This window comes from Metabacillus arenae, assembly GCF_014773385.1.
Lineage (GTDB): Bacteria > Bacillota > Bacilli > Bacillales > Bacillaceae > Metabacillus_D > Metabacillus_D arenae.
In genome coordinates this window covers 1-22744 of the sequence record NZ_JACXAI010000033.1, presented here as the reverse complement: position 1 = coordinate 22744, position 22744 = coordinate 1, and the positions used below count along the sequence as shown (strand labels likewise).

16 protein-coding genes are annotated in these 22744 nt (G+C 37.9%); 14 read left to right on the top strand and 2 right to left on the bottom strand.

Features of this window, described 5'->3' with window-relative positions; genetic code table 11:
- Positions 1-3: 3 nt before the first annotated feature.
- Genes IC621_RS20295 through uxaC (IC621_RS20280) form a run of 4 tightly spaced genes read left to right on the top strand, consistent with a single transcriptional unit; the run spans position 4 to position 5636 of the window.
- A complete protein-coding gene (locus IC621_RS20295; RefSeq protein ID WP_191160849.1) occupies positions 4-519 on the top strand; it encodes a TRAP transporter small permease in 516 nt (171 codons plus the stop codon).
- Positions 520-538: 19 nt separating this feature from the next.
- Positions 539-1837 carry a TRAP transporter large permease gene (locus tag IC621_RS20290; RefSeq protein ID WP_191160847.1) on the top strand — a complete coding sequence of 433 codons (1299 nt, stop codon included), beginning with the start codon at positions 539-541 and terminating at the stop codon, positions 1835-1837.
- A gap of 15 nt (positions 1838-1852) precedes the next feature.
- Positions 1853-4210 carry a glycoside hydrolase family 31 protein gene (locus IC621_RS20285; protein WP_191160845.1) on the top strand — a complete coding sequence of 786 codons (2358 nt, stop codon included), beginning with the start codon at positions 1853-1855 and terminating at the stop codon, positions 4208-4210.
- A gap of 10 nt (positions 4211-4220) precedes the next feature.
- The gene (uxaC, locus tag IC621_RS20280) at positions 4221-5636 is read left to right on the top strand and encodes a glucuronate isomerase (protein WP_191160843.1); all 1416 of its coding nucleotides are present in this window, start codon (positions 4221-4223) and stop codon (positions 5634-5636) included.
- A 255-nt stretch (positions 5637-5891) separates the two neighbouring features.
- Here the strand turns inward: uxaC (IC621_RS20280) and IC621_RS20275 are convergent, their stop codons facing one another.
- Complete coding sequence (locus IC621_RS20275) at positions 5892-7868, bottom strand: LTA synthase family protein (protein ID WP_191160841.1); 1977 nt, start codon at positions 7866-7868, stop codon at positions 5892-5894.
- Positions 7869-8036: 168 nt separating this feature from the next.
- On the opposite strand from IC621_RS20275, the gene IC621_RS20270 reads away from it, so the two are divergent.
- From IC621_RS20270 to IC621_RS20225, 10 genes are all read left to right on the top strand, one after another.
- On the top strand, positions 8037-8813 hold the full coding sequence (locus tag IC621_RS20270; RefSeq protein WP_191160839.1) for a DeoR/GlpR family DNA-binding transcription regulator: 777 nt from the start codon (positions 8037-8039) through the stop codon (positions 8811-8813).
- A gap of 100 nt (positions 8814-8913) precedes the next feature.
- Positions 8914-9669, top strand: coding sequence for a 2-dehydro-3-deoxy-D-gluconate 5-dehydrogenase KduD (gene kduD, locus IC621_RS20265; protein WP_191160837.1), 756 nt, complete (start codon positions 8914-8916; stop codon positions 9667-9669).
- 293 nt (positions 9670-9962) lie between these two features.
- Entirely contained in the window at positions 9963-10796 is an 834-nt protein-coding gene (gene kduI / locus IC621_RS20260) for a 5-dehydro-4-deoxy-D-glucuronate isomerase (protein ID WP_191160835.1), read from the top strand.
- Between the two features lie 647 nt (positions 10797-11443).
- Positions 11444-12655 carry a Gfo/Idh/MocA family protein gene (locus tag IC621_RS20255; RefSeq protein ID WP_224752685.1) on the top strand — a complete coding sequence of 404 codons (1212 nt, stop codon included), beginning with the start codon at positions 11444-11446 and terminating at the stop codon, positions 12653-12655.
- Between the two features lie 530 nt (positions 12656-13185).
- Positions 13186-14610: a glucuronate isomerase gene (uxaC, locus tag IC621_RS20250; protein ID WP_191160945.1), complete on the top strand. Its 1425-nt coding sequence runs from the start codon at positions 13186-13188 to the stop codon at positions 14608-14610.
- A gap of 313 nt (positions 14611-14923) precedes the next feature.
- Positions 14924-15931 carry a LacI family DNA-binding transcriptional regulator gene (locus IC621_RS20245; RefSeq protein WP_191160832.1) on the top strand — a complete coding sequence of 336 codons (1008 nt, stop codon included), beginning with the start codon at positions 14924-14926 and terminating at the stop codon, positions 15929-15931.
- A gap of 59 nt (positions 15932-15990) precedes the next feature.
- A complete protein-coding gene (locus tag IC621_RS20240) occupies positions 15991-17463 on the top strand; it encodes a tagaturonate reductase (RefSeq protein ID WP_191160830.1) in 1473 nt (490 codons plus the stop codon).
- The gene (locus IC621_RS20235; protein ID WP_191160828.1) at positions 17460-18950 is read left to right on the top strand and encodes a UxaA family hydrolase; all 1491 of its coding nucleotides are present in this window, start codon (positions 17460-17462) and stop codon (positions 18948-18950) included. Before IC621_RS20240 ends, IC621_RS20235 begins: the two co-directional genes overlap by 4 nt.
- Before the next feature lie 361 nt (positions 18951-19311).
- Positions 19312-20652: a multi antimicrobial extrusion protein MatE gene (locus IC621_RS20230; RefSeq protein ID WP_191160826.1), complete on the top strand. Its 1341-nt coding sequence runs from the start codon at positions 19312-19314 to the stop codon at positions 20650-20652.
- Positions 20653-20783: 131 nt separating this feature from the next.
- On the top strand, positions 20784-21551 hold the full coding sequence (locus IC621_RS20225; RefSeq protein ID WP_191160824.1) for an NAD-dependent epimerase/dehydratase family protein: 768 nt from the start codon (positions 20784-20786) through the stop codon (positions 21549-21551).
- A 218-nt stretch (positions 21552-21769) separates the two neighbouring features.
- Here IC621_RS20225 and hisC read toward each other — a convergent pair.
- Positions 21770-22744: histidinol-phosphate transaminase (gene hisC, locus IC621_RS20220; protein WP_191160822.1), on the bottom strand; the 975-nt coding region annotated here is incomplete at its 5' end.

Here is a 22744-nt window from a genome sequence, read left to right as displayed (position 1 = left end):
ACCGTGTATACACTCGAAAAAAGGGTCAATCGAATCATTGAAATGATTACTTGCACATTAATGGTCATCATGGTCATGGTAGCGGCCTACCAGGTTCTTTCAAGGTATATATTCAATGCACCGAGCAGCTTTTCAGAAGAATTTCTCCGGTATTCACTTATTTGGCTTTCCATGCTTGGGGGCGCATATGTGTTTGGGAAGAAAAAACATATTGCCATTACCTTTCTGCAAAACAAGCTTTCAGAGAAATTAAAAAAGGTCACGGTTATAATTGGGGATATCTTAGTAATCGTTTTCTCAATTTTGGTATTGATTATAGGCGGGGCTGCAATTGTCTCAAATACAATGGGACAAATGTCAGCTTCACTTGGGATTCAAATGGGATATATTTATATGATTCTGCCGCTCACAGGCTTTCTTATTTTACTATACAGCATATTGAATTTATATCAGGTGATCATTACGAAAAAACCTGCTGAGGAATTTGAATACAACGAAACAGGTGAAATAAAAGGATAATCAAAGGGGGATAATCCTTATGGTTCTTGAGGCAGCTATATTGTTATCAATTGTTTTTGCGGTTTTATTGGTTCTCGGAATACCAATCTCCATTAGTATTGCAATTTCGTCGTTCGCAACGGCTCTATATATGATGCCATTTGAAGCAGCGGCATTTACGTCTGCACAAAGGATGATTGTAGGATTAGATAGTTTTTCTTTACTTGCTGTTCCATTTTTCATTCTGTCAGGCATTATTATGAACAATGGCGGCATTGCCATTCGCTTAGTGAACTTTGCCAAGGTTCTAAGCGGAAGGATGCCTGGCTCCTTGGCTCATACAAACGTAGTAGGCAACATGCTGTTCGGAACGATTTCAGGTTCCTCTGTCGCTGCAGCAGTAGCCATTGGCGGGGTTATGAATCCTTTGCAGGAAAAGGAAGGGTATGCTAAGTCGTATTCGGCAGCTGTTAACATTGCATCAGCTCCAACTGGGTTGATTATCCCTCCAAGCGGGACACTAATCATTTACTCGCTTGTCAGTGGTGGAACTTCGATCACCGCACTTTTCCTTGCCGGCTATATTCCCGGCATATTATGGGGACTTAGTGTTATGCTTGTCGCTTATTTATTTGCAAAACGATATAACTACTCGATTGCACCTAAAGTTACCTGGAAGATTGCTTTAAAAACATTTTTAGAAGCCTTCCCAAGTTTATTGCTTATCGTCATTGTAATCGGAGGAATTGTTGGAGGTATTTTTACTGCAACAGAGGGCGCGGCTGTAGCCGTCATCTATTCGTTTATCCTTTCTTTCTTTTTTTATAAATCTATAAAAGTAAAAGCAATACCGAGAATATTAAGAGAATCTATTGAAATGACGGCCATCATTATGTTTTTAGTAGCGGCGTCTGCTTTTATGTCATGGATTATGTCCTTTACAGGAATTCCAGAGCTGATAAGCGGCTTTGTTGCAGGTATTTCAGAAAATCCAATTATTATTCTTTTACTAATGAACGTATTGTTAATTGTTGTTGGAACGTTTATGGATATTACACCAGCTGTGCTTATTTTCACGCCGATCTTTTTACCGATTGTAACTGGTTTTGGGATGGATCCTGTTCATTTCGGAATTATGCTTGTGATGAATTTATGTATCGGGAACATTACCCCGCCTGTTGGCAGCGCACTCTTTGCAGGGGCCAGTGTAGGAAAGGTTTCAATCGAGCAGGTTGTTAAACCGCTGTTACCCTACTATGCCGTTATTTTTATCGTGTTGATGCTTGTAACGTTTATTCCGCAGCTTAGCTTATTTATACCTCAGCTGCTCGACTTGTAGAAAGGATGAAAGCGAATGGAAAAGACAAAATTTTGTTTAAAAGAAAAAACACAGCATTCCGTCACTTTTCATTCTCCGGTAACCAACTATTCAATAACTGTCTATGTACTAGAAGACGATCTTTTTCGTGTTTATCTAAGAGAAAAGGAATTGCTTTCAAAAACATGGATGGTAGCGCCGGGAATGGAGGACGTGCCATATGAAGGTAGAGAAAAGACGGATTTCAGTCCTTTTTCTCTACCAACCTATCACATTACCGAAGAGGATCACTCTTGTTCAATTGAAACAGAAAAAATAAAAGTAACGATTGATTTAACAAAGCTTGTTCTCTTTTGGTATTACAAAAAGGATGACAAATGGATTCTCATTGCTAACGATCGGAAAACACAAAGCTACAATATGGATTCCAGGCTTGGAGAGGGTATTTATCATTATATGGAGAGGCACCCAGATGAACAGTATTTTGGTTTGGGAGAAAAAGCCGGCAATGTTAACAAATATGGAAAACGATTTCGGATGGTCAGCTATGATGCGATGGGATATGATGCAGAGTTTACGGATCCATTATATAAGCATGTTCCTTATTATTTAACTAGAAATGTAAATACGAATATTTCCTATGGAATATTTTATGATTCGATGAGCTCCTCAGTTTTCGATATGGGCTTAGAGTTAGATAACTACCACGGCCACTACCGATACTTTCAGTCTGATGAGGGCGACTTGGACTACTACTTTTTTGTCGGACCAACGATCGAGAAGGTTGTAAAAAGAGTATCCTGGTTGACTGGTAAAACGATTTTGCCCCCTAAGTGGAGCCTTGGATACTCAGGATCGACAATGTCTTATACAGATGCACCTAATGCGCAGGACAAACTAGAAGAATTTATGGAAAGAACTGAAAAAGAAGACATATTATGCGATTCCTTTCAGCTGTCATCAGGCTATACAAGTATTGGAGATAAACGATACGTATTTAACTGGAATACCCAAAAGGTCCCTGATCCTCAAGGTCTGATGGAGAACTTTCATAAACATGGCATAAAGGTGTGCGCAAATATCAAACCATGCTTACTCATTGACCATCCTGCGTATCAGGAGCTGCATGCTCGTTCGATGTTCATTCAAAACGGAGCTGGCGGATCTGAAGTAAGTCAATTTTGGGACGACTTAGGAAGCTATCTGGATTTTTCAAATCAAGAAACTTTTACTTGGTGGAAAGACAGAGTGAAAGACTCGCTGTTGAAATATGGCATTGATTCAACTTGGAATGATAATAACGAATTCGAGGTTTGGAATAAAGAGGCCGTCTGCCATGGGTTTGGAACCAAAGCGCCTTTCGAAAGATTTCGTGCTCTCCAGCCTCTGCTCATGATGAAGGCGTCTTATGAAGCTCAAAAGGAATACGATCCTGAAAGCAGGCCATTTTTAATTTCACGCTCAGGCTGCTCGGGAATGCAGAGGTATGTTCAAACATGGTCAGGCGACAATTATACAAGCTGGAAAACGATCAAGTTCAACATCAAAATGGGGATTAGCTTAAGCTTATCGGGCATCTATAATTTTGGGCATGATGTAGGAGGCTTTTCAGGCCCGAGCCCGGAACCTGAATTATTGATTCGCTGGGTTCAAAACGGGATCTTCCATCCGCGTTTTACGATTCATTCATGGAATGATGATGAGACTGTCAACGAACCGTGGATGTACCCGGAATATACGACTATTATCCGCGAATTAATAAAGTTCAGGCATGCATTAACTCCATACTTTTACACTGCCCTTTATCTGGCCCATGCTGAATATGATCCGATTATTAAACCTACTTTTTATCAGTTTGAAAACGATAAGCAGACATTTGAAGAGTGTGATGATTTTATGGTTGGTGAGTGGCTCCTTGTTCCATCGGTCGTGAAAAAGGGTGAAAAACTGCGAAATGTTTATTTACCAGAGCATTCTTATGGCTGGTATGACTTTCATACAGGAAAGCATTACAATGGCGGGCAAACGATCACATTAAATGCCCCATTAGAACAGCCCCCATTACTTGTAAAAGCAGGAGGAATGATTCCACTCAACAAGGCAGAAGTGACAGCGGCTGCAAAAGAGAAGGATCAACGAGAAATCCGGTTATTTCCGCCAAAGGGCCAAGGGGAAGCCGTTTCGATGCTTTATGAGGATGATGGGATTTCAAATCAGTCAAACTCCTTAATCTTTACCTTTAAAATGATTTGTACAACCGAAATGATTGAGCTTGAAGTCATTCAGGAAGGCAGCTATCAACCTTCTTATAGTGAAATGACCTTTGTTTTGCCAAAGGATGAAGCCCGGCAAGTTACCATTAATGGTAAACCAGCAAAAACGCTTACTATTTAGAAAAAGGATGATGACTGTGACATTTATTAAAGATGACTTTTTATTAAAAAATAAATGGTCGAAAATGCTGTACCATGACTACGCGGAGCAGATGCCGATATTTGATTTCCATTGTCATTTAGATCCGAAAGAAATTGCACAAGACAAAACCTTTCTGAATCTAACAGATATTTGGCTAAAAGGAGATCATTATAAATGGAGAGCGATGAGAGCGTTTGGCATAGAGGAGAAGTATATAACCGGCGAGGCTTCTGATTACGAGAAGTTTCTCGCCTGGTCAAAAACATTGCCTTATACAATTGGAAATCCGCTTTATCACTGGTCACATTTAGAATTGAAGCGGTATTTCGGCATCGATGAGCTATTAACCCCGCAAAATGCGGATAGGATTTGGGAGCTCTGCAATGAACAATTGCAGCAGGAGTCATTTTCTGCCCAAGGCTTAATAAAAAAGTTCAATGTCAAAGTTATTTGTACGACAGATGATCCAACAGACAACCTTGAATGGCACGAAAAGCTTGATGAAAAATCGTTTAAAGTAGTCCCAACATTTCGTCCGGATAAACTGCTTGCGATAGGTGAAGAGTCATTTCCTAATTACCTTCTATCTTTAGAACAGGAGACGAACCGAGACATCCAATCATTTGATGAATTCATTCAAGCTATTAGAGACAGAATGGACTATTTTCATAAGAGAGGCTGCAGAGGAGCTGATCATGGATTTTCAACATTTCCTTATGCTCATGCAAACGAAGAAAAAGCAGAAGAGATTTTTTATAAAGCGAAACAAGGTGTTAGTCCGACTTATGAGGAACAAGGAATCTATCAAAGCTATTTATTAACGGTATTGGGAGAATTCTATCATGACCTCGGCTGGGTTATGCAAATGCACATAGGAGCCTTAAGAAATAACAATACGAAAAAGCTTAAACAGATTGGCAGAGATATTGGCTGTGATTCCATCAGAGACTTTGATTTAGCTGAAAGCTTGAATTCCTTTTTTGATGAGCTGGATCAAAGAAACAAGCTGCCTAAAACCATTATCTACAATCTGAATCCATCACATAATGACATTGTGGCAACGACAATCGGGAACTTCCAAGCCCCCGGCATAAAAGGGAAAATGCAATTTGGCTCCGGCTGGTGGTTTAATGACCAAAAGGACGGCATGGAAAAACAATTACTAACTCTCGCCAATCAAGGGCTGCTCAGTACATTTGTCGGAATGCTCACAGATTCAAGAAGCTTTTTATCCTACCCTAGACATGAATACTTTAGAAGAATACTATGTAATCTGTTCGGAACATGGATAAATGAAGGCGAGCTGCCAGAAGATCCAACTCATATTGGCTCAATCATTCAGGATATATGCTATCACAATGCAGCGAACTATTTTCCAATTGAAGAAAGGATCGCAAAAGGATAGTTAGCGGGTCTGATACAATTTTGTAGTAAACAATGAAGAGTGACGGCTAATAAGGAGCAAATAATCGGATGAAAGTGCATAATTTCGGTAAGCGCTCAATTAATTGGCTGATGATGCTATTAGTTTGATAACGGTGCAAATATCGTCTGACGGTGCAATTATTTTAAAAAGGGTGCAAATTACTCGAATAAGCGTTCAATTAATAAATAAAAAAGGGCTGCCTTTCACGTTTTTACTGTGTAGGCAGCCCTATTATTATTCCGTGTTTTCTCCTTTTTGTGCTTTCTCTTCTGTTGGAGAGTTTTTCGGATTCGGATTTATATATTGATAGTCTTTCCGATCGATTGGCTCGTAGTTTTTTGGCTTATAAAAACGTAATAAGTCTTCGTAGATAACTTTGTCCGACAGACTTAATCGTTTTGTCGCGTCGTCTTTTATATTTGTACACATTTTTTCATCGACTGGTTTGCCTGATTCGTTATCGTAGCAAACACCTTTTATATCAGAGAACTTTTCTGATATGACATCACCGTTACGGAAAGGAACGATTTCCTTACGATCTTCTGAGAAAAGATCCTGGCCGAACTCAATATAATCCTTGGTCTCAACACCTAATAAGTGCATCAATGTTGGACGTACATCTATTTGACCGCTATAGGTGTGGTTGACTTCACCTTCCATGCCTGGAACATGAATAAACAATGGCACACGCTGCAAATCAGCGTTTTTAACATCTGTAATATCTTCTCCAAGCACTTTAGACATGGCATCATTATGATTTTCTGAAACTCCGTAATGGTCACCGTATAAAACAACGACTGTGTTGTCATATAGTCCAGAATCCTTAAGATCATTGAAAAATTGCTCCAATGCCTGGTCCATGTAATGAGCTGTTTGGAAATAACGATTAACCACGCCGTCACCAAATTCCCCTTCAGCAAAATCTGTATCATTTTCATGCTTATCAAAAGGAAAATGATTTGAAAGAGAAATGAATTTTGAGTAAAACGGTTGAGGCAGCCCTTCCAGCATCGGCATTGATTCTTCAAAAAATGGCTTATCCTTTAATCCATAATCGACAAGTTCTTCTTTATTGTCCATATTATAATAGGTTGCATCAAAAAAGTGGTCGTACCCAAAAGAACGATAGATTTCTGAACGGTTCCAGAACGTTTTATAGTTTCCATGAAACACCGCTGAAGTGTAGCCTTTTGATTTCAAAATGGCTGGCGCAGACTGAAACGTATTCTCAGCATGAGTCATAAACACAGACCCTTGCGGCAGCGGATACAGAGAGTTTTCCATCATAAATTCAGCATCAGAAGTTTTCCCCTGGCCGGTTTGATGGAAGAAGTTATCAAAGTAAAAAGCTCCTTCATCTTCAACTAATGAATTTAAAAATGGAGTCACTTCTTTCCCATTCACTTTATAATCAATTACAAACGATTGAAGAGATTCCATTGACACGTAAACAACATTCATCCCTTTCGCCTTTCCAAAATATTCTGGATTTGGTTCAGGGTTGTTTGCTTTCACATAGTTTTCAACCTCTGTAATTTCACTGCTGTCGGCAAGTGCCCGCTGAGTTGAAATCTTCGAGTTTTGAATGGTGTCATAAATTGTAAAATTGTAGGTTCCCAGATACTTAACTAAATAGTTTCGATCAAAGCTGCGCGTTAACAATTCAGGACGATCAATTTCTGCTAATCCTAAATTAATCAGGAAAACAAGAACCGCTGATCCTAAAACTCCAGACACTGCGCGAAATCGCAATTTTTCCTGTGGTTTGACTTTTTTCAAAACAATCAAAGTAAGGATAATCATTGTATCTAAAAAGTATAAACTATCAAAAGGTGTTAACAATTCAAAAGCGCTGCCGCCTATTCCACTATTCACTTTGGCCTGCATAATAACAGGGATCGTGATAAAGTCATCAAAAAAACGATAGTAGACAACATTTGCATAAAGAACAAATGACAGCACCAAGTTGATTAGGACGAATGCTATTTTTCGGGCACCGCCCTTCCAAAATAGAGCAAGACCAAAAAATAATAGAGCTGAACTTAATGGGTTAAAAAACAACAAAAAATGCTGCATGAAATTTTGTAGCCCTAAATTAAACTCTATTAAATAAGTCGCATATGTTTTTAACCAAAATAACAAAACAACTAAAAAGAAAAACGAATATTTCCCTTTTAGTTCCTTTTTGAAATCAATATTTTTTAAATTCATTCCACTTCATCCTTTATCTATTTTTCCGGGAATAAAAATCATTATAACAGAGTAGTTTTTCAATTGTGTTACAAACTGAATAAATTAAATTGACTTCATTTGTAATGTTTGTTTTTGTTCGAAATTGTTCTATAATAGGTCATAATAATTAGTATTCGGGAGGGTATCATGCTTTCGGTAGAACGATATGAAAAAATTGTGTATTACCTAGAAAAAAATAAGATTGTAAAGGTCTCAGAACTTAGCAAGCTTTTAGAAGTTACCGAAAAAACAATCAGAGGAGACCTGGAAATACTTGAACAAAGAGGTTTGTTAAATCGAATACATGGAGGCGCAATGCTTGCTGAAGATGAAGATCGGATGCTGCCGATTCAAGAAAGACAGTCTGGACATAGTGAGATCAAAATGGCAATTGCAAAGCAAGCCTTAATGCTCATAAAGCCGAATGACACGATTCTTATGGATGGCGGCAGTACAACGCTCGCACTTGCTGAACTTCTCGGTAATGATCCAGTAACGGTTATTACAAATGATGTAAAGATCGCCTATTCTTTATTGGAAAAAGAAAAGGTTCAATTAATGGTACTAGGAGGAACAAAGATTGGTCAATCAGCCTCCTTAATGGGAGCACAAGCAAGCAGTCTGCTGCAAAGAATCAGAGTCAATCGCTTATTTTTTGGAACAACAGGAGTATCTTTGGAACAGGGATTGACAGTGCTGAACACTATTCACGCCGATTGGAAAAAACAAATTATTGATAATGCAAACCAAGTTACATTACTGGCTGATTCCACAAAGTTCGGTAAGTCAGCACTTATTCAATTTGCTTCTTTAGAGGAAATTAATGAAATTGTGACAGATGATAAATTAGAGCAGCATTTTGAAAAAGAGTTGGTAGCAAGGGGAATCAGGGTTTATTTAGCTTCTAGCAATGAAAGAGGATGACAGCTTATAAATTTAGAGTTGTCATCCTCTTTTTATGTGCTATAATCGAACTATAGTGAACATAAAAGAACATTTACAAACAAAAAGGAGGTTAGAAAAGATGAACAAATTGTTCTCATTGGAAGGTAAAGTTGCATTGCTTACAGGTGCGAGCAGAGGTTTAGGTCAGGGAATGGCTGTTGGCCTTGCAAAGGCAGGTGCCACTGTAATCGGTGCTGGTATGAGTGACATGACTGAAACAAAGCAGCAGGTTGAATCAGTTGGCAGCATTTTTCATGAATTAAAAGTTGACTTGTCAAAACAAGGAGCAGCATATGAACTGGTTAGTGAAGCTTTAGCGCTTGAAAACCGGATTGATATTTTAGTAAATAACGCAGGTATTATTCGCAGGGCAGAAGCGGCCCAGTTTGAGGATGAGGATTGGCTTGATGTCATACAAGTGAATCAACATTCAGTCTTTCAGTTATGCAGGGAAGTTGGCAAGCATATGATTGAAAATGGATCGGGAAAAATCATTAATGTTGCTTCGATGCTATCCTTTCAAGGCGGGTTAAAAGTGCCGGCTTACACGGCAAGCAAACATGCAGTGGCAGGATTAACAAAATCATTTGCCAACGAGTGGGCGAGCAAAGGTGTTAACGTAAACGGAATTGCGCCTGGCTATATGGAGACTGATAATACAGCACCGATTAGAGAAAACGCCGATCGAAATGCTTCCATTACCTCTAGAATCCCGCAAGGCCGCTGGGGAACTCCTGAAGACCTGCAAGGGGCGGTTGTTTTTCTTGCATCAGATGCAGCAAGTTATGTAAACGGACACATTTTATGTGTGGACGGCGGATGGATGAGCTCTTAAGCAAAGGCTGTTCTCTATTAGGTTGCAGCTAGTAGTGACTATAGAGGTAATCAACAGATCTCCGAATGCTTCTAGTTACACATCCTAGAATTAAGATCGCACATTGACCCGGGCAGCTCGCGCATAGAGGAAGAAATTTCGCTCAAAGGGAAGCGAATCTTGCTCAAAGGAAGCCAAGAATCACGCATAGATCTAGGCAAATCGCACATAGAAGAAATTTCGCTCATAGAATTAAGATCGCTCATAGGAAGTTTGCGTAAACAGATTAAAACCAATTAGAGGAGATGAATAAAATGGAAGTAAGACATACAACGAATCCAAATGATGTAAAACAGTACACAACGGAACGTTTAAGAAGTGAATTTTTAATCGATTCTTTATTTGCAGCAGGGGAAATCAACATGGTGTATTCCCACTATGACAGAGTTGTAACAGGAGGAGCGATCCCAATAAATGGTTCCCTTACACTAGAAGATAAGGAAACTCTTAAAACAGAGTATTTCTTAGAAAGACGGGAAGTCGGAATTATAAATATCGGTGCAGAAGGAAAAGTAGTTGTAGATGGGCAGGAATATTCATTAAATAAACGCGACTGCTTGTACGTTGGGCTGGGAAATCAAGAGGTAACATTTGAAAGCAGCAACTCAAGCGATCCAGCAAAGTTTTATTTTGTATCTTCACTAGCTCATAAACAGTACCCTACAAAGAAAATTCCGATCGAAGAAGCGGAACCGAACAGACTTGGATCAGACAGCGAATCCAATAAACGAACAATCTACAAGTACATTCACCAAGACGGCATTCAAAGCTGTCAATTAATGATGGGGATGACTCTATTAGAGCCAAATAATATGTGGAACACAATGCCTGCCCATCTTCATGACCGTAGAATGGAAGTTTACTTATATTTCGATTTAGATCAAGAGGATTCAAGAGTATTCCACTTTATGGGAGAACCAAACGAAACCCGCCATCTTGTCGTGAAGAATGAACAAGCTGTCCTTTCACCGCCATGGTCGATACATTCAGGGGTAGGTACAAACAACTACACATTCATCTGGGCAATGGCTGGTGAAAATTATACCTTTACTGATATGGATAGTGTGAAGATGGAAGAATTAAAATAATAATGGAAAAAAGATGAACATTTCGTATCTTGAATGTTCATCTTTTTTCTTTGCATCAGATTTAGAAAGAAAAACTGTTGAAATTTTCGGGGTTAGTTTTTGGTTAATATTTAATGCCAAGAGGCTTAATCCTGGGTGCTTAATATTAACATTTTTTGTCATTCGCAATGGTCTGACAAATGGTGATTACACATCATGTTTAATAGGTTTCATGCCAGATCTGAAAAGGGTACACATAATGTATTAAGAACGCCTTGTAAAATAATCTGTCGATTCATTGTGCCGGGAATGCAGGTTTGATTGAAGATAGTGTAGAAATAAAGATACAAAGGATTATTTGATGATGGTGTCAGTATTTGAATCCGCCAAAAAACAAATAGTAAAGCCAGAACCAAGAAAAACCCGCTAATAAACCCCCAGTTCGGTCAAAAATTTTGATTTAAGGAAACTAAAATCGCATATGCGGCCAAAAAATGTTCGGAATCAGCCAGTAAAACCCGCGATAGGGAAAGTAAGCGGGTCGGTGCGGCCAGTAAAAAGGTGGTGCGGCAAATAAATAAAAGATTGTAAGAGGCAAAAGCGGTTTTACCAGCTAATAAAAAATTTCATTCTAAAAACCTATTAATAAAAGAAAGAGCAGGTGAAATTTGGTGGTCGAAAAGAAAAAGATCAATGTAGGGTTGATTGGATACAAATTTATGGGGAAAGCACATTCTCATGCTTATCGTGATCTACCGTTTTACTTTGAAAACAGTGCTGTTCCCGTGCTTAAAACGGTAGCAGGGAGGAATCCAGAAGGAGTTAAAAAAGCTTCAGAGCATTATGGATTTCAAGGTTATACAACCAATTGGAAAAACCTTCTTGAAGATGAAGAGATTGACTTAATTGATATCGTTACCCCGAACAATACTCATGTAGAAATGACAATTGCAGCGGCCAGGGCAGGGAAGCATATTCTTTGCGAAAAGCCTCTTGCAATGACGACAGCTGAAGCTTATCGAATTCTAGAGACTGTAAAGGAAAACAATGTTGTTCATATGATCTGCCATAACTATCGCTATACTCCTGCAGTCCAGATGGCCAAGAAACTAATTGAGGAAGGTAAGCTTGGGAAGATCTATCATATAAGAGCTCACTATTTACAAGATTGGATCATGGATCCAAAAATCCCGCTCGTATGGAGACTAAAGAAAGAAGTGACCGGGTATGGGGCCCACGGAGATATAGGAGCTCACATTATTGATTTGGCGCGGTTTTTAATCGGAGAATTTAGCGAAGTTACTGGAATGATGCAAACATTTATTAAAGAAAGACCAATAAGTACTGATAGTGACGGATTGAGTGGAAGTACAGCAAGTGATAAGACTGGCCAGGTCGATGTAGATGATGCCACTGCTTTTCTTGCAAAGTTTAGTAATGGTGCATTTGGCGTATTTGAGGCTACCCGGTTTGCCGGAGGAAACCGTAATGGCAATCGTTTTGAAATTAATGGCGAAAAAGGCTCTATTCGATGGGATATGGAAAATATGAATAACTTAGAAGTCTATTTTGATAATGATCCTAAAGGTCTGCAAGGTTTTAGGACTATTAATTGTACGGAAGAAGTTCATCCGTTTGCAGGTGCATATTGGCCGCCAGGACATATTATTGGGTATGAACATACTTTTATTAACCTATTGAAAACTTTAATAGATGGAATTTCAGAAGGGATCATCCCAACTCCAAATTTTGAAGATGGATTGTTAAACCAAGCTGTTTTAGAAGCAGTAGAAAAATCTGCCGAGAAGGGGACCTGGATCTCTATTAAGGAAGTTCTTGAACAAGCAAAAGCTGAGAGTTGTAAACACTTAAGCAATTAGGCTTGAAAAAACGAATTTTCGCTTGGCCAATCATTCTATGTATTCCTTATTTGAATAATGATCAAGCTTACTTTCAATGTTCATTCAGATCATTGAGGCAAAATGGATAGGAATGCTCTAAGGATAGAAACAAAAAAGGATGAATTCTTCAATCTTTTTGTTCTAGTTTCAGAAATTTTAAGTAGATTAAAGTATTAACGCATTAAAGTTAGTTGTTGTTGTCCAGCTCCAGGCGCCATCGGCTCTTAGGTTATAAGCCAATCCGCCCGAGAAGGTTATAGAACAACCTTCCAGCCGGCTCGTCTTATGCTTGTCGCCGATAAGCGGGCGCCTTGCGCTTTTCGTGAATCCTTTTTTGCTCTTTTAGTCTATTAATAATTGAAACTTTTAGAAAAAATGATTAAAATATAGATAAATGTTCACGTGAACATAATGAAAAGTGTTAAAAAGTTTAATAATCTGTTTTTAAATAGAATAAAATGTTCACGTGAACAAAATTAAATGAGAAGGTGATTAGATTGAAACCATTTATGGGAGAAGACTTTTTATTATCAAATGAAACAGCCTCCGCTTTGTATCATCGCTATGCAAAAGATATGCCGATTATTGATTATCACTGTCATTTAAGTCCACAGGAGATTTTTGAAAATAAGAGATTTAATAATATAACCGAAGCTTGGTTATATGGGGATCACTATAAGTGGCGAGTCATGAGAAGCAACGGAGTCGATGAAGAATATATTACTGGAAACGCAAGCGATTATGAGAAATTTCTAGCATGGGCGAAAACAGTTCCAAAGACGATAGGAAATCCGCTTTATAACTGGACTCACTTAGAGCTTCAACGCTTCTTTGGTGTATATGATGTCTTAAATGAACATACAGCGCCAGCTATTTGGGGAAAAGTAAACGCTTTATTAAATAAAGAAGGATATGCTGCAAGAGATCTTATTAGCAGGTCAAATGTTAAAGTGATTTGCACGACAGATGACCCTGTTGATTCACTTGAATATCATCAGAAAATCAAAAATGTTAAAGATTTTGAGGTCCAGGTTTTTCCTAGCTTCAGGCCTGATAAAGGATTGGAGATTAATAGACAAGGATTCCTTCAATGGGTGGAAAAATTAGGGGCTGCTGCAAACCTGCCGGTTAACAACTACGAAGGGTTTCTAATGGCGCTGAGCTCAAGGGTTGAGTTTTTCCATTCTCATGGAGGCAGGGTTTCCGACCATGCGATTGATACAATGATGTTTGCAGAAGCAACGAAGGAAGAGGCAAGTGAAATTTTTTCAAAAGCACTGAACGGAGAGAAAGTCACATTAGAAGAAGAGAAAAAATATAAGTCCTTTACTTTGAAATTTTTAGGGGGAATGTATTCAAAGTTAGATTGGGCCATGCAATTTCATATTAATGCAATGAGAAATACCAATACAAAAATGTTCCAACAATTAGGACCTGATACAGGCTTTGATAGTATTAACGATGAAGGCATAGCAAAACCCCTTTATCAATTATTGGATTCATTAGAAAAAGTAAATTCACTTCCAAAAACGATTCTTTATTCCTTAAACCCAAATGATAACTACATCATAGCAAGCATGATTGGAAGCTTTCAAGGCGGCGGCATTCCGGGAAAAATTCAGTTTGGTTCAGCTTGGTGGTTCAATGATACAAAGGACGGAATGCAAGAACAAATGAAAGCGTTATCTAATGTTGGATTGCTCAGCCGTTTTATTGGCATGCTTACCGATTCTAGAAGCTTTTTATCTTATCCAAGGCATGAATATTTTAGACGGTTAGTTTGCAATTTAATTGGAGATTGGGTGGAAAATGGAGAAGTCCCAAATGATCTAGAATTTTTAGGAGGCATTGTCCAGGGGATCTCTTATCAAAATGCAAATGAATATTTCAACTTTGAAAAAAAGGTGCGTTCGTTGCAAGATCAAAAAGTTTAAGTAAATGAAAGTATTAATATGTTCCTGCTAGCTGTCGATATCCAGCCCAGCCGGAATGAACGTCCTCGTGCCGACATGGATAAGGGTGTGAAGTCTTTGCCGGCCAAGCGCAATCTGTATCTAGGTCATAAGCCAATTCGCTAGAAAGGTTAAAGAGCAACCTTCCAGACAAGTCGTCTTCCTCTTGTCGCCGAAAGACTCGTACTTTGCGCTTTTCGTTCCTAACAAGGCAGGAAATATCACTTTGGATAGTTTTCCTGTCGCAAAAGTGTGCTATTCTTTATTTACTTGTAGTTAAAGGAAGGGTATGCCAATGGGAGTTACTATAAAAGATATTGCAAAATTAGCAAATGTCTCACATACAACCGTTTCAAGAGCGATGAATAATAGTCCTCATATTAAAGAAGCGACCAAGAGAAAGATATTGGAAATAGCCGAAAAATTAAATTATTCTCCCGATTATCATGCGAGAGGATTGGTTCTGCAAAAATCCTATACAATCGGCTTGTTTTTCACGAGTATAGCAGATGGCACTTCATCGAGCTTTCTAGTTGAAGCGATTAAAGGAGTAAATAGTGTAATCGATGAAAACTTCAATCTGTTTATCCGGGGTATTAGTGATTACGAAGATTATTCCTTTATCACCAATAAACGGTTTGATGGGATCCTGTTAATGAGCCAAAGTGATGAAGATAATACGTTTATTTATCATGTTTTAGACAAGAACATTCCCTTGGTTGTCCTGAATCGGGAATTAGAAGATCGCTCTGTTACCAATATTCTTTCTAATGATAAAGAAGGAGCCTATCAAGCGGTCAACTACTTAATGGATAGTGGTCATCAGCAAATCGCCCTTATCGAAGGAAGAGAAGATTTCCGTTCGGCTCATGAAAGAAAAGCAGGTTTTCTTCATGCATTAATTGACCGGCAAATACAACCGAGGAAAGAATATATGATTAAGGGAAACTATGATATGCAAAGCGGGTACGATGGATTGAAGCAGCTCTTAAAGTTAGAGCGCCCTCCTTCCGCAATCTTTTGCGCTAATGATGATATGGCAATTGGTGCAATGAACGCTGCTTTTGAAGCGGGTCTTTCTGTACCCGATGAGTTATCGATTATTGGATTTGATGATATTGGCTTTTCACAATATACGATTCCGACGTTGACAACTGTAAAAAGACCGATCGAAAAAATCAGTAAAGCAGGGGCGGAAAGAATATTACAATTAATGGATCAGCCTGCAGAACGCGGGGAAAAACAATTCATTAATACCGAACTTATCATTAGAAACTCAGTTAGTAACATAAATAGTAAATAAAAAGGGGAAACCCTCTCTGTCAAAAAATGTTCACGTGTGCATAAAAAGGAGGTTTTTAGATGCAAAAATTAAATAAGCAAACATGGACTGATTACAACAAGTATCCTGAGAAGGTGCTCCAATTTGGAACAGGCAATTTTCTTAGAGCATTTACTGATTGGCAAATTGACAAAATGAACAAGAACGCAGGGTTTAACGGAAGTATAGTCGTGGCACAATCTACAAATAGCGGTACAGTAGAAAAGCTAAACAACCAAGACGGTTTGTTCACTCTTTTTTTACAAGGGATAAAAGGTTCAAAACCAGTCAGAGAACACCATGTTATTAATAGTATAAGCAGGGGCATTAACTTACTCACAGATCAGAAAGAGTTTTTTTCTTTAGCTGAGAAGCCGGAATTGCGTTTTGTTTTCTCAAATACAACAGAGGCTGGGATTGTTTTTAACAAAGAGGATCGTTTAAATGATAACCTGCAGAAAAGTTTTCCAGGGAAATTAACGGACTTTCTTTATCACCGCTTTAAGGCTTTTAAAGGAGATGAGAAGAAAGGACTTATTATCATTCCTTGTGAATTAATTGAGCACAATGGGAGGGAGCTAAAAAAAGTAATCCTTCAATATGCTGATCTATGGAGCCTTGAAGAACCATTCATTCATTGGATTCACAAAGCCAATACATTTTGCTGTACGTTGGTGGACCGGATTGTGCCTGGGTATCCAAAGGATTCTATTAAGGAAATGACCGAAAGCTTGGGGTTTGAGGATGAACTAATCGTTGTAGGAGAGCAGTATCATTTGTTCGTCATTGAAGGGCCGAAATGGATTGAACAAGAATTTCCTGCAGAAAAAGCGGGGCTGAATGTAAAATTTGTTCAAGACATCAGTCCATATCGGATGAGGAAGGTTCGAATTTTAAATGGAGCCCATACGGCCATGACTCCTGTTGCTTACCTGGCAGGAATAGAAACCGTAAGAGAAGCTGTCACAACTGAAGAAACGAAACAATTTGTAGAAGAACTTATTTATAAGGAGATTATTCCGACTTTGGATCTGCCTAAGGAGGAATTGGAGCTATATGGAAAGGACACTTTGGATCGATTTAGCAATCCATTTTTAAAACATTATTTATCAAGCATTGCGCTTAATTCGATTTCAAAATACAAAACTAGAAATTTACCGACTTTATTAGACTATTATGAGAAATATCAGCAATTGCCGCAAAAACTCGTTTTTTCCCTTAGTGCCTTAATCCAATTTTACAAAGGAAAACGCGGGTCAGAAGGAATTGCCCTTGCTGATGATAAAGAGATTTTAACTTTTTTTGAAGAATTGTGGAAAGACTGCGATGGAACAGAAGAAGGATTAGAGAGAGTAGCTGCAAGAGTTCTGGCAAATGAGAAACTTTGGAACCGGGATTTAACAGAGATAGAGGGGCTAACGGAACTTGTCTCAAAGTTTTTAATAAAAATTCATCAAGTCGGTATGAAGGAAGCCGTGCAGGACGTACTTTCAGTAAGGAGGGCTTCCTTGTGAAAAAGTATTTGAAAATTAATGAGCAGGATAATGTGGCAGTTGCATTAACAAATTTAAGTGAAAATGAGCCTGTCTATTTAGATGGAAAAGTAATTTATTTAAAAGAACCGGTTGAAAGAGGGCATAAAATCGCTTTAACCGTAATAGAAAAAGGAAAGCATGTAATGAAATATGGAGCACCGATCGGCCATGCCAAACAGACTATTCAAGCAGGGCAGCATGTTCATGATCATAATATAATAACGAACCTGGAAGGGCTTGAAGACTATCGTTATCAGCAAAAGCTATACCCGAACCCATATTCAAAAGAGCCTGCGACATTTAAGGGATTTAAAAGAAAGGATGGCCAAGCAGGCATTCGAAACGAATTATGGATCGTTCCTACTGTAGGGTGTGTAAACGGAATTGCTGATTTAATTATTCAGGAATTTAAGCAGGAACAAGGAGATATCAGCCCTTTTGATAACATTCTTGTCCTCAAACACAATTATGGCTGTTCCCAGCTTGGGGATGATCACGTCAATACTAAAACTATACTTGCTAATGCTGTAAAGCATCCTAATGCCGGCGGTGTTCTCGTATTAGGCTTGGGCTGTGAAAATAATAACATTTATGAGTTTAGAGATTCATTGGGCGAATACGATAACAAAAGGGTGAAATTCCTTTTATCTCAAGATGTTTCCAATGAGGTAGAGGCAGGCGTAAAACTTTTAAAAGAAATCTATGAAGAAGCAAAACAGGATCAACGGGAAGAAGTCCCGCTTGCTGGGTTAAAGATTGGACTTAAATGCGGTGGATCAGATGGTTTCTCAGGGATCACCGCAAATCCATTACTAGGACAATTTTCTGATTATCTCGTTGCACAAGGAGGTACAACGGTATTAACTGAGGTGCCTGAAATGTTTGGAGCGGAAACGATTCTTATGGAACGAGCAGCAAACCAGGAGGTTTTCTCAAAAACGGTTGATTTGATTAATGACTTTAAACAATATTTTATGGATCATAAACAGCCCGTCTATGAAAATCCTTCACCAGGAAATAAAGCAGGAGGAATTTCTACCTTGGAGGATAAATCCCTTGGCTGCACGCAAAAAGCAGGAACATCTTCCGTGATGGACGTCCTAAAATACGGGGAGAGATTGAAAAAGAAAGGGCTAAATTTGCTCAGTGCACCCGGAAATGATTTAATTGCTTCTTCAGCTTTAGCCGCCGCTGGCTGTCAGCTTGTCCTTTTTACTACAGGAAGAGGAACGCCATTTGGTACATTCGTTCCAACGATGAAGATTTCGACAAACACACCTTTATATCATGCAAAAAAACACTGGATCGACTTTAACGCCGGAACCCTTTTAGAAGACGGTTCATCTGAGGATGTATTAGCGGAATTCATTGAATATGTTAAAGACGTTGCAAGTGGCAAGCTTGTAAACAATGAAAAAAACAATTTCAGAGAACTGGCCATCTTTAAATCAGGAGTGACACTATAAAAATAGCGGGATATACTAACAAGCAATCGATGCTTGAAACGGGTATATCCCCTTATTCATTGTGCCCGTCAAGAAAAGCGTGAAGGATGAAATCGCTGTATTGAAGCCTAATGAAGTCATTATCATTCTGTCTTGTGTTTAAAATCAATTTTTCCTAACAAGCCTACCTGATTAAATAAATCTTGCAGTTATACAAAAAGAATAAAAAACTTACACTTTAGCCTGCTAGTTAAAATATGGATTAAAAAAGCTGCGGGAGCAGCTGGGATTGAATCTGTTTGAATAAATTTAAAGGTTTAATGAGAAAGAAAAGAGAACTTGTAGGAGATAAGGGATAAAAATAAAAAGGTGTTGTAATAAGATGACAATTAAGCAGGAAAATCAATTTAAGATAAAAACATTACTATTTTTCTTTATTCCATTAGGTTTATCCGCAAGTCTTGTAACTTTATCTCACATTATTATTAACAGTACGTTAGCTAGAAGCGACAATTCAGAAGTTATCATCGCTGGTTATGCGATAGCAATGAGTTTATTCGCCGTTACTGAGCGCCTTGGTGTCATACTCCGCCAAACCTGTTCGGCTTTAGTAAGAGATAAAGGGTCAGTAAAATTAATGATGATATTTTCCTTTTATATTATTGCCAGTTTGTTGATTGTGTCTTTGGCAGTTGCATATACCTCTTTTGGAAATTTTATTTTTTCTACGATCTATGGGATTAAAAACGAGTTGGTAAAACAAATAAAAGAAATTTATCAAGTCCTTATTATTGTAACGATATTTTCAGCCTTACGTTGTTTTAGTCAAGGCATTATCATTTATAACAGGCAGACGAAATGGCTGACAATGGGCATGGGTATACGGCTGATTTTCATGTACTTATTGTCCTTATATTTTATTCATACAGGTAATATAACAGGAAGAACAGGGGCTTACATATTTCTTTGCGGGATGATCATTGAATGTATCGTAAGTGTTATCGAAGCACGGCTGCTTGTCCGTAAAATGCCGGTAAGAAAAAAGCCGAACATAAAATCTAAATTTGAAATCTTTCAATTTTACAGTCCGTTAATGTTATCTTCCTTTATTACTGTATCAATTGGACCTGCAATCAATATATTTTTAGGTAAGACAGAAGAAACGGAGCTGGCGATTGCAAGTTACGCCATTGCGTTGAGTGTCATCCAATTAGTCTTAAGTTTTTTTAGTTATATCCATCAAATCGTCATCAATTTTTATGATCAACATGAAGTGAAAGTGAAAAGATTTACTTTTATGATTAGCTTCATCCCTGTTATTATTATTGGAATCCTTTGTTATACGCCATTGGGTGTATATTTTTTAGAGCAAGTAATGGGGATAAAAAATCAATTATTAATTGAAAGTTTAAAAGCTTTGAAAGTATTTATGCTAATGGCATTAGCATTTCCATTTGTCGACTTTTTCAATGGGTTGCTAATGCTCCGCAAGAAGACAAAAGTAACAATTATAAGTCAATCTGCAAATTTAATCATAACCCTGACCATTCTTTTTGTCTGTATAAAAATGACTTCAGGATGGAACGGATCAATAGGTGCCCTTGCCCAATCAGTTGGATTGGCAGGGGAATTAATCGTTTTATACGGAATATTCCAATCAAATAAACAATCCAATCGAAAAACAAACATTTTTACTTATGGAAAAGAAGTGGATAAGGCATAAGGCAGCTTCGTTACTTGTTAGCTAGGCAATCGATACTTTGCCAAGTGCCTTTATTTTCTTATAGAAAACCGAATGATCAGGCTTCCTCAAGGCTATAACTAGTGAAGACATACTGATGGGAGGGTACTATTTTGAAGAAGATTGTAATAATCGGCGGGAATGGAACTGTTGGAAAATTATTAGCAAAAGGACTTTCCGAAGATTATATTGTCGAATTAATGGATAAAAATCCTTCGGATGATCCGAATAATAAACGATTTATTATAGTTGATGCTGCCAATTATCAAAGTCTTCTTAGCACGATTCCAAAAGATACGGATGTGTTGGTGAATTTACTTGCTATAAAAACCTCTAATAATATAACTGATATAAATGAATTTGAAGCAATGACTGACATATACTTTAAAGCTTCGTATTACATTCTCCGTGCCGCTTTAGAGCTGAAAATTCCGAAGGTTATTTTTGCAAGCAGCAATCATGTGACTGATTATTATGAAGAAAATGGCTTTTCAATGCTGGGAAGAGAGATTACAACAAAAGATTATCCTCGTTCCAAAGGACTTTACGGCCTACTAAAGCTTGCATCTGAAAATTTAGGTGATATTTTTACAATGGATGAAAATGTGAATCTATCCGTTGTGAATTTACGAATTGGGACGGTAATTGAGAATGAAACGGAAGCCCTAAGCAAAAAACCACGAACAAACAGAACCATGCTATCTCATACTGACCTTGTGAACATTTTTACTGCCGCAATTGACTCTACCATTCAATTCGGTACTTATTATGCTGTCTCCGATAACTTGGATCACCCTTGGTCCGTAGAATCAGCTATAAGGGAATTAGGATATAAACCAACTGTCAATTCAACTGATGTAAAAGAAAATAAAGGTGAATGAGGAAGATCTAATCATGCGGTCTTCTGCCCCCGAACTCCAGCATAAAAAAATGAAACTCCCAAACCGGTGGATGTTTCATTTTTTATGGTTTTAGAAAACTTTCGTTTATCTTATTGTACCACTTAACATATATTTTCTAAACTACTCCTCCATTATTTTTCGGTCCATTTTAATGAAACTTAATAATATATAATAGATAAGGCAATCTTCGGAAAACTCTATTTTTCTATCATTTCCGGCATCTGAATTAATTGTGACAAATATGCAATAAGATCATCGTTTTGTTTAGAACTGCCTATCGTAACTCTTACACTAGTTGGGCATGCAAACTCACTACCCGGACGAATAATAAATCCTTTAGATAATAGACGATTAGCTAAACTATCTGTGTTTCTTTTCATATCGATAAATATAAAATTAGTTTGAGTTGGAAAATATGAGAGTCCAAATCGCAAACAAAATGAATAGAATTGTTGCAGTTCCTCCCGGTTTTTCTTGTGACAATCTTTAATAAAAGATTGATCTTCAAAAGCTGCAATTGCAGCCACTTGGCCTAAACGGGAAGTATTAAATGTTTCCCTTACTGTTTCTAAAACATTGATTACATCCGTTTTACACATACCGTAACCAATACGAAGTGCTGCTAGACCATAAGCTTTTGAAAAAGTTCGCAAAATCATTAAATTGGGATACTTCTCCATTAAAAATACTGTATTCGGGAAATCTTCAGCATCGACGTATTCGTAATATGCCTCATCACAAACAACAAGTATATCCTTACTAAGGTTATCTAAGAGTTCTATGAGCTCACTTTGACGGACAAACTCACCTGTAGGATTATTAGGATTACATATCCAAACGACAGTTGTACTTTTATCAACTGCATCAATTATTCCTTGAATATTGTGTCGACCATTTATATGAGGAACCTCTCGGACCTCTGCCCCCTCAATAATCGCATTTCGTTTATATTGAGAAAAAGTTAAATCTGACATTACTGTATTTGTATCCGTTCCCATGTAAGCTCTACATATCATTCTTATCAATTCATCAGTTCCGTTTCCAAAAATAAATTGATCTTTAATCAATCCAGTATAATCAGAAAGCATTCCTGTATTAAAGCAAAATGGGGTTTGAATAAAAAAAGTCCCCTTGGTATGATACGAGGTGTCCAAAGCTGCGCAGCACAAGGA

Bases quoted from the DNA above. Each gene is read 5' to 3' on its own strand.
- IC621_RS20270 (WP_191160839.1), top strand. From the start codon at position 8,037: ATGCTTTCGGTAGAACGATATGAAAAAATTGTGTATTACCTAGAAAAA.
- IC621_RS20230 (WP_191160826.1), top strand. From the start codon at position 19,312: ATGACAATTAAGCAGGAAAATCAATTTAAGATAAAAACATTACTATTT.
- kduI (WP_191160835.1), top strand. From the start codon at position 9,963: ATGGAAGTAAGACATACAACGAATCCAAATGATGTAAAACAGTACACA.
- uxaC (WP_191160945.1), top strand. From the start codon at position 13,186: ATGGGAGAAGACTTTTTATTATCAAATGAAACAGCCTCCGCTTTGTAT.
- IC621_RS20290 (WP_191160847.1), top strand. From the start codon at position 539: ATGGTTCTTGAGGCAGCTATATTGTTATCAATTGTTTTTGCGGTTTTA.
- IC621_RS20285 (WP_191160845.1), top strand. From the start codon at position 1,853: ATGGAAAAGACAAAATTTTGTTTAAAAGAAAAAACACAGCATTCCGTC.
- IC621_RS20240 (WP_191160830.1), top strand. From the start codon at position 15,991: ATGCAAAAATTAAATAAGCAAACATGGACTGATTACAACAAGTATCCT.
- IC621_RS20275 (WP_191160841.1), bottom strand. From the start codon at position 7,868: ATGAATTTAAAAAATATTGATTTCAAAAAGGAACTAAAAGGGAAATAT.
- uxaC (WP_191160843.1), top strand. From the start codon at position 4,221: ATGACTGTGACATTTATTAAAGATGACTTTTTATTAAAAAATAAATGG.
- IC621_RS20245 (WP_191160832.1), top strand. From the start codon at position 14,924: ATGGGAGTTACTATAAAAGATATTGCAAAATTAGCAAATGTCTCACAT.
- kduD (WP_191160837.1), top strand. From the start codon at position 8,914: ATGAACAAATTGTTCTCATTGGAAGGTAAAGTTGCATTGCTTACAGGT.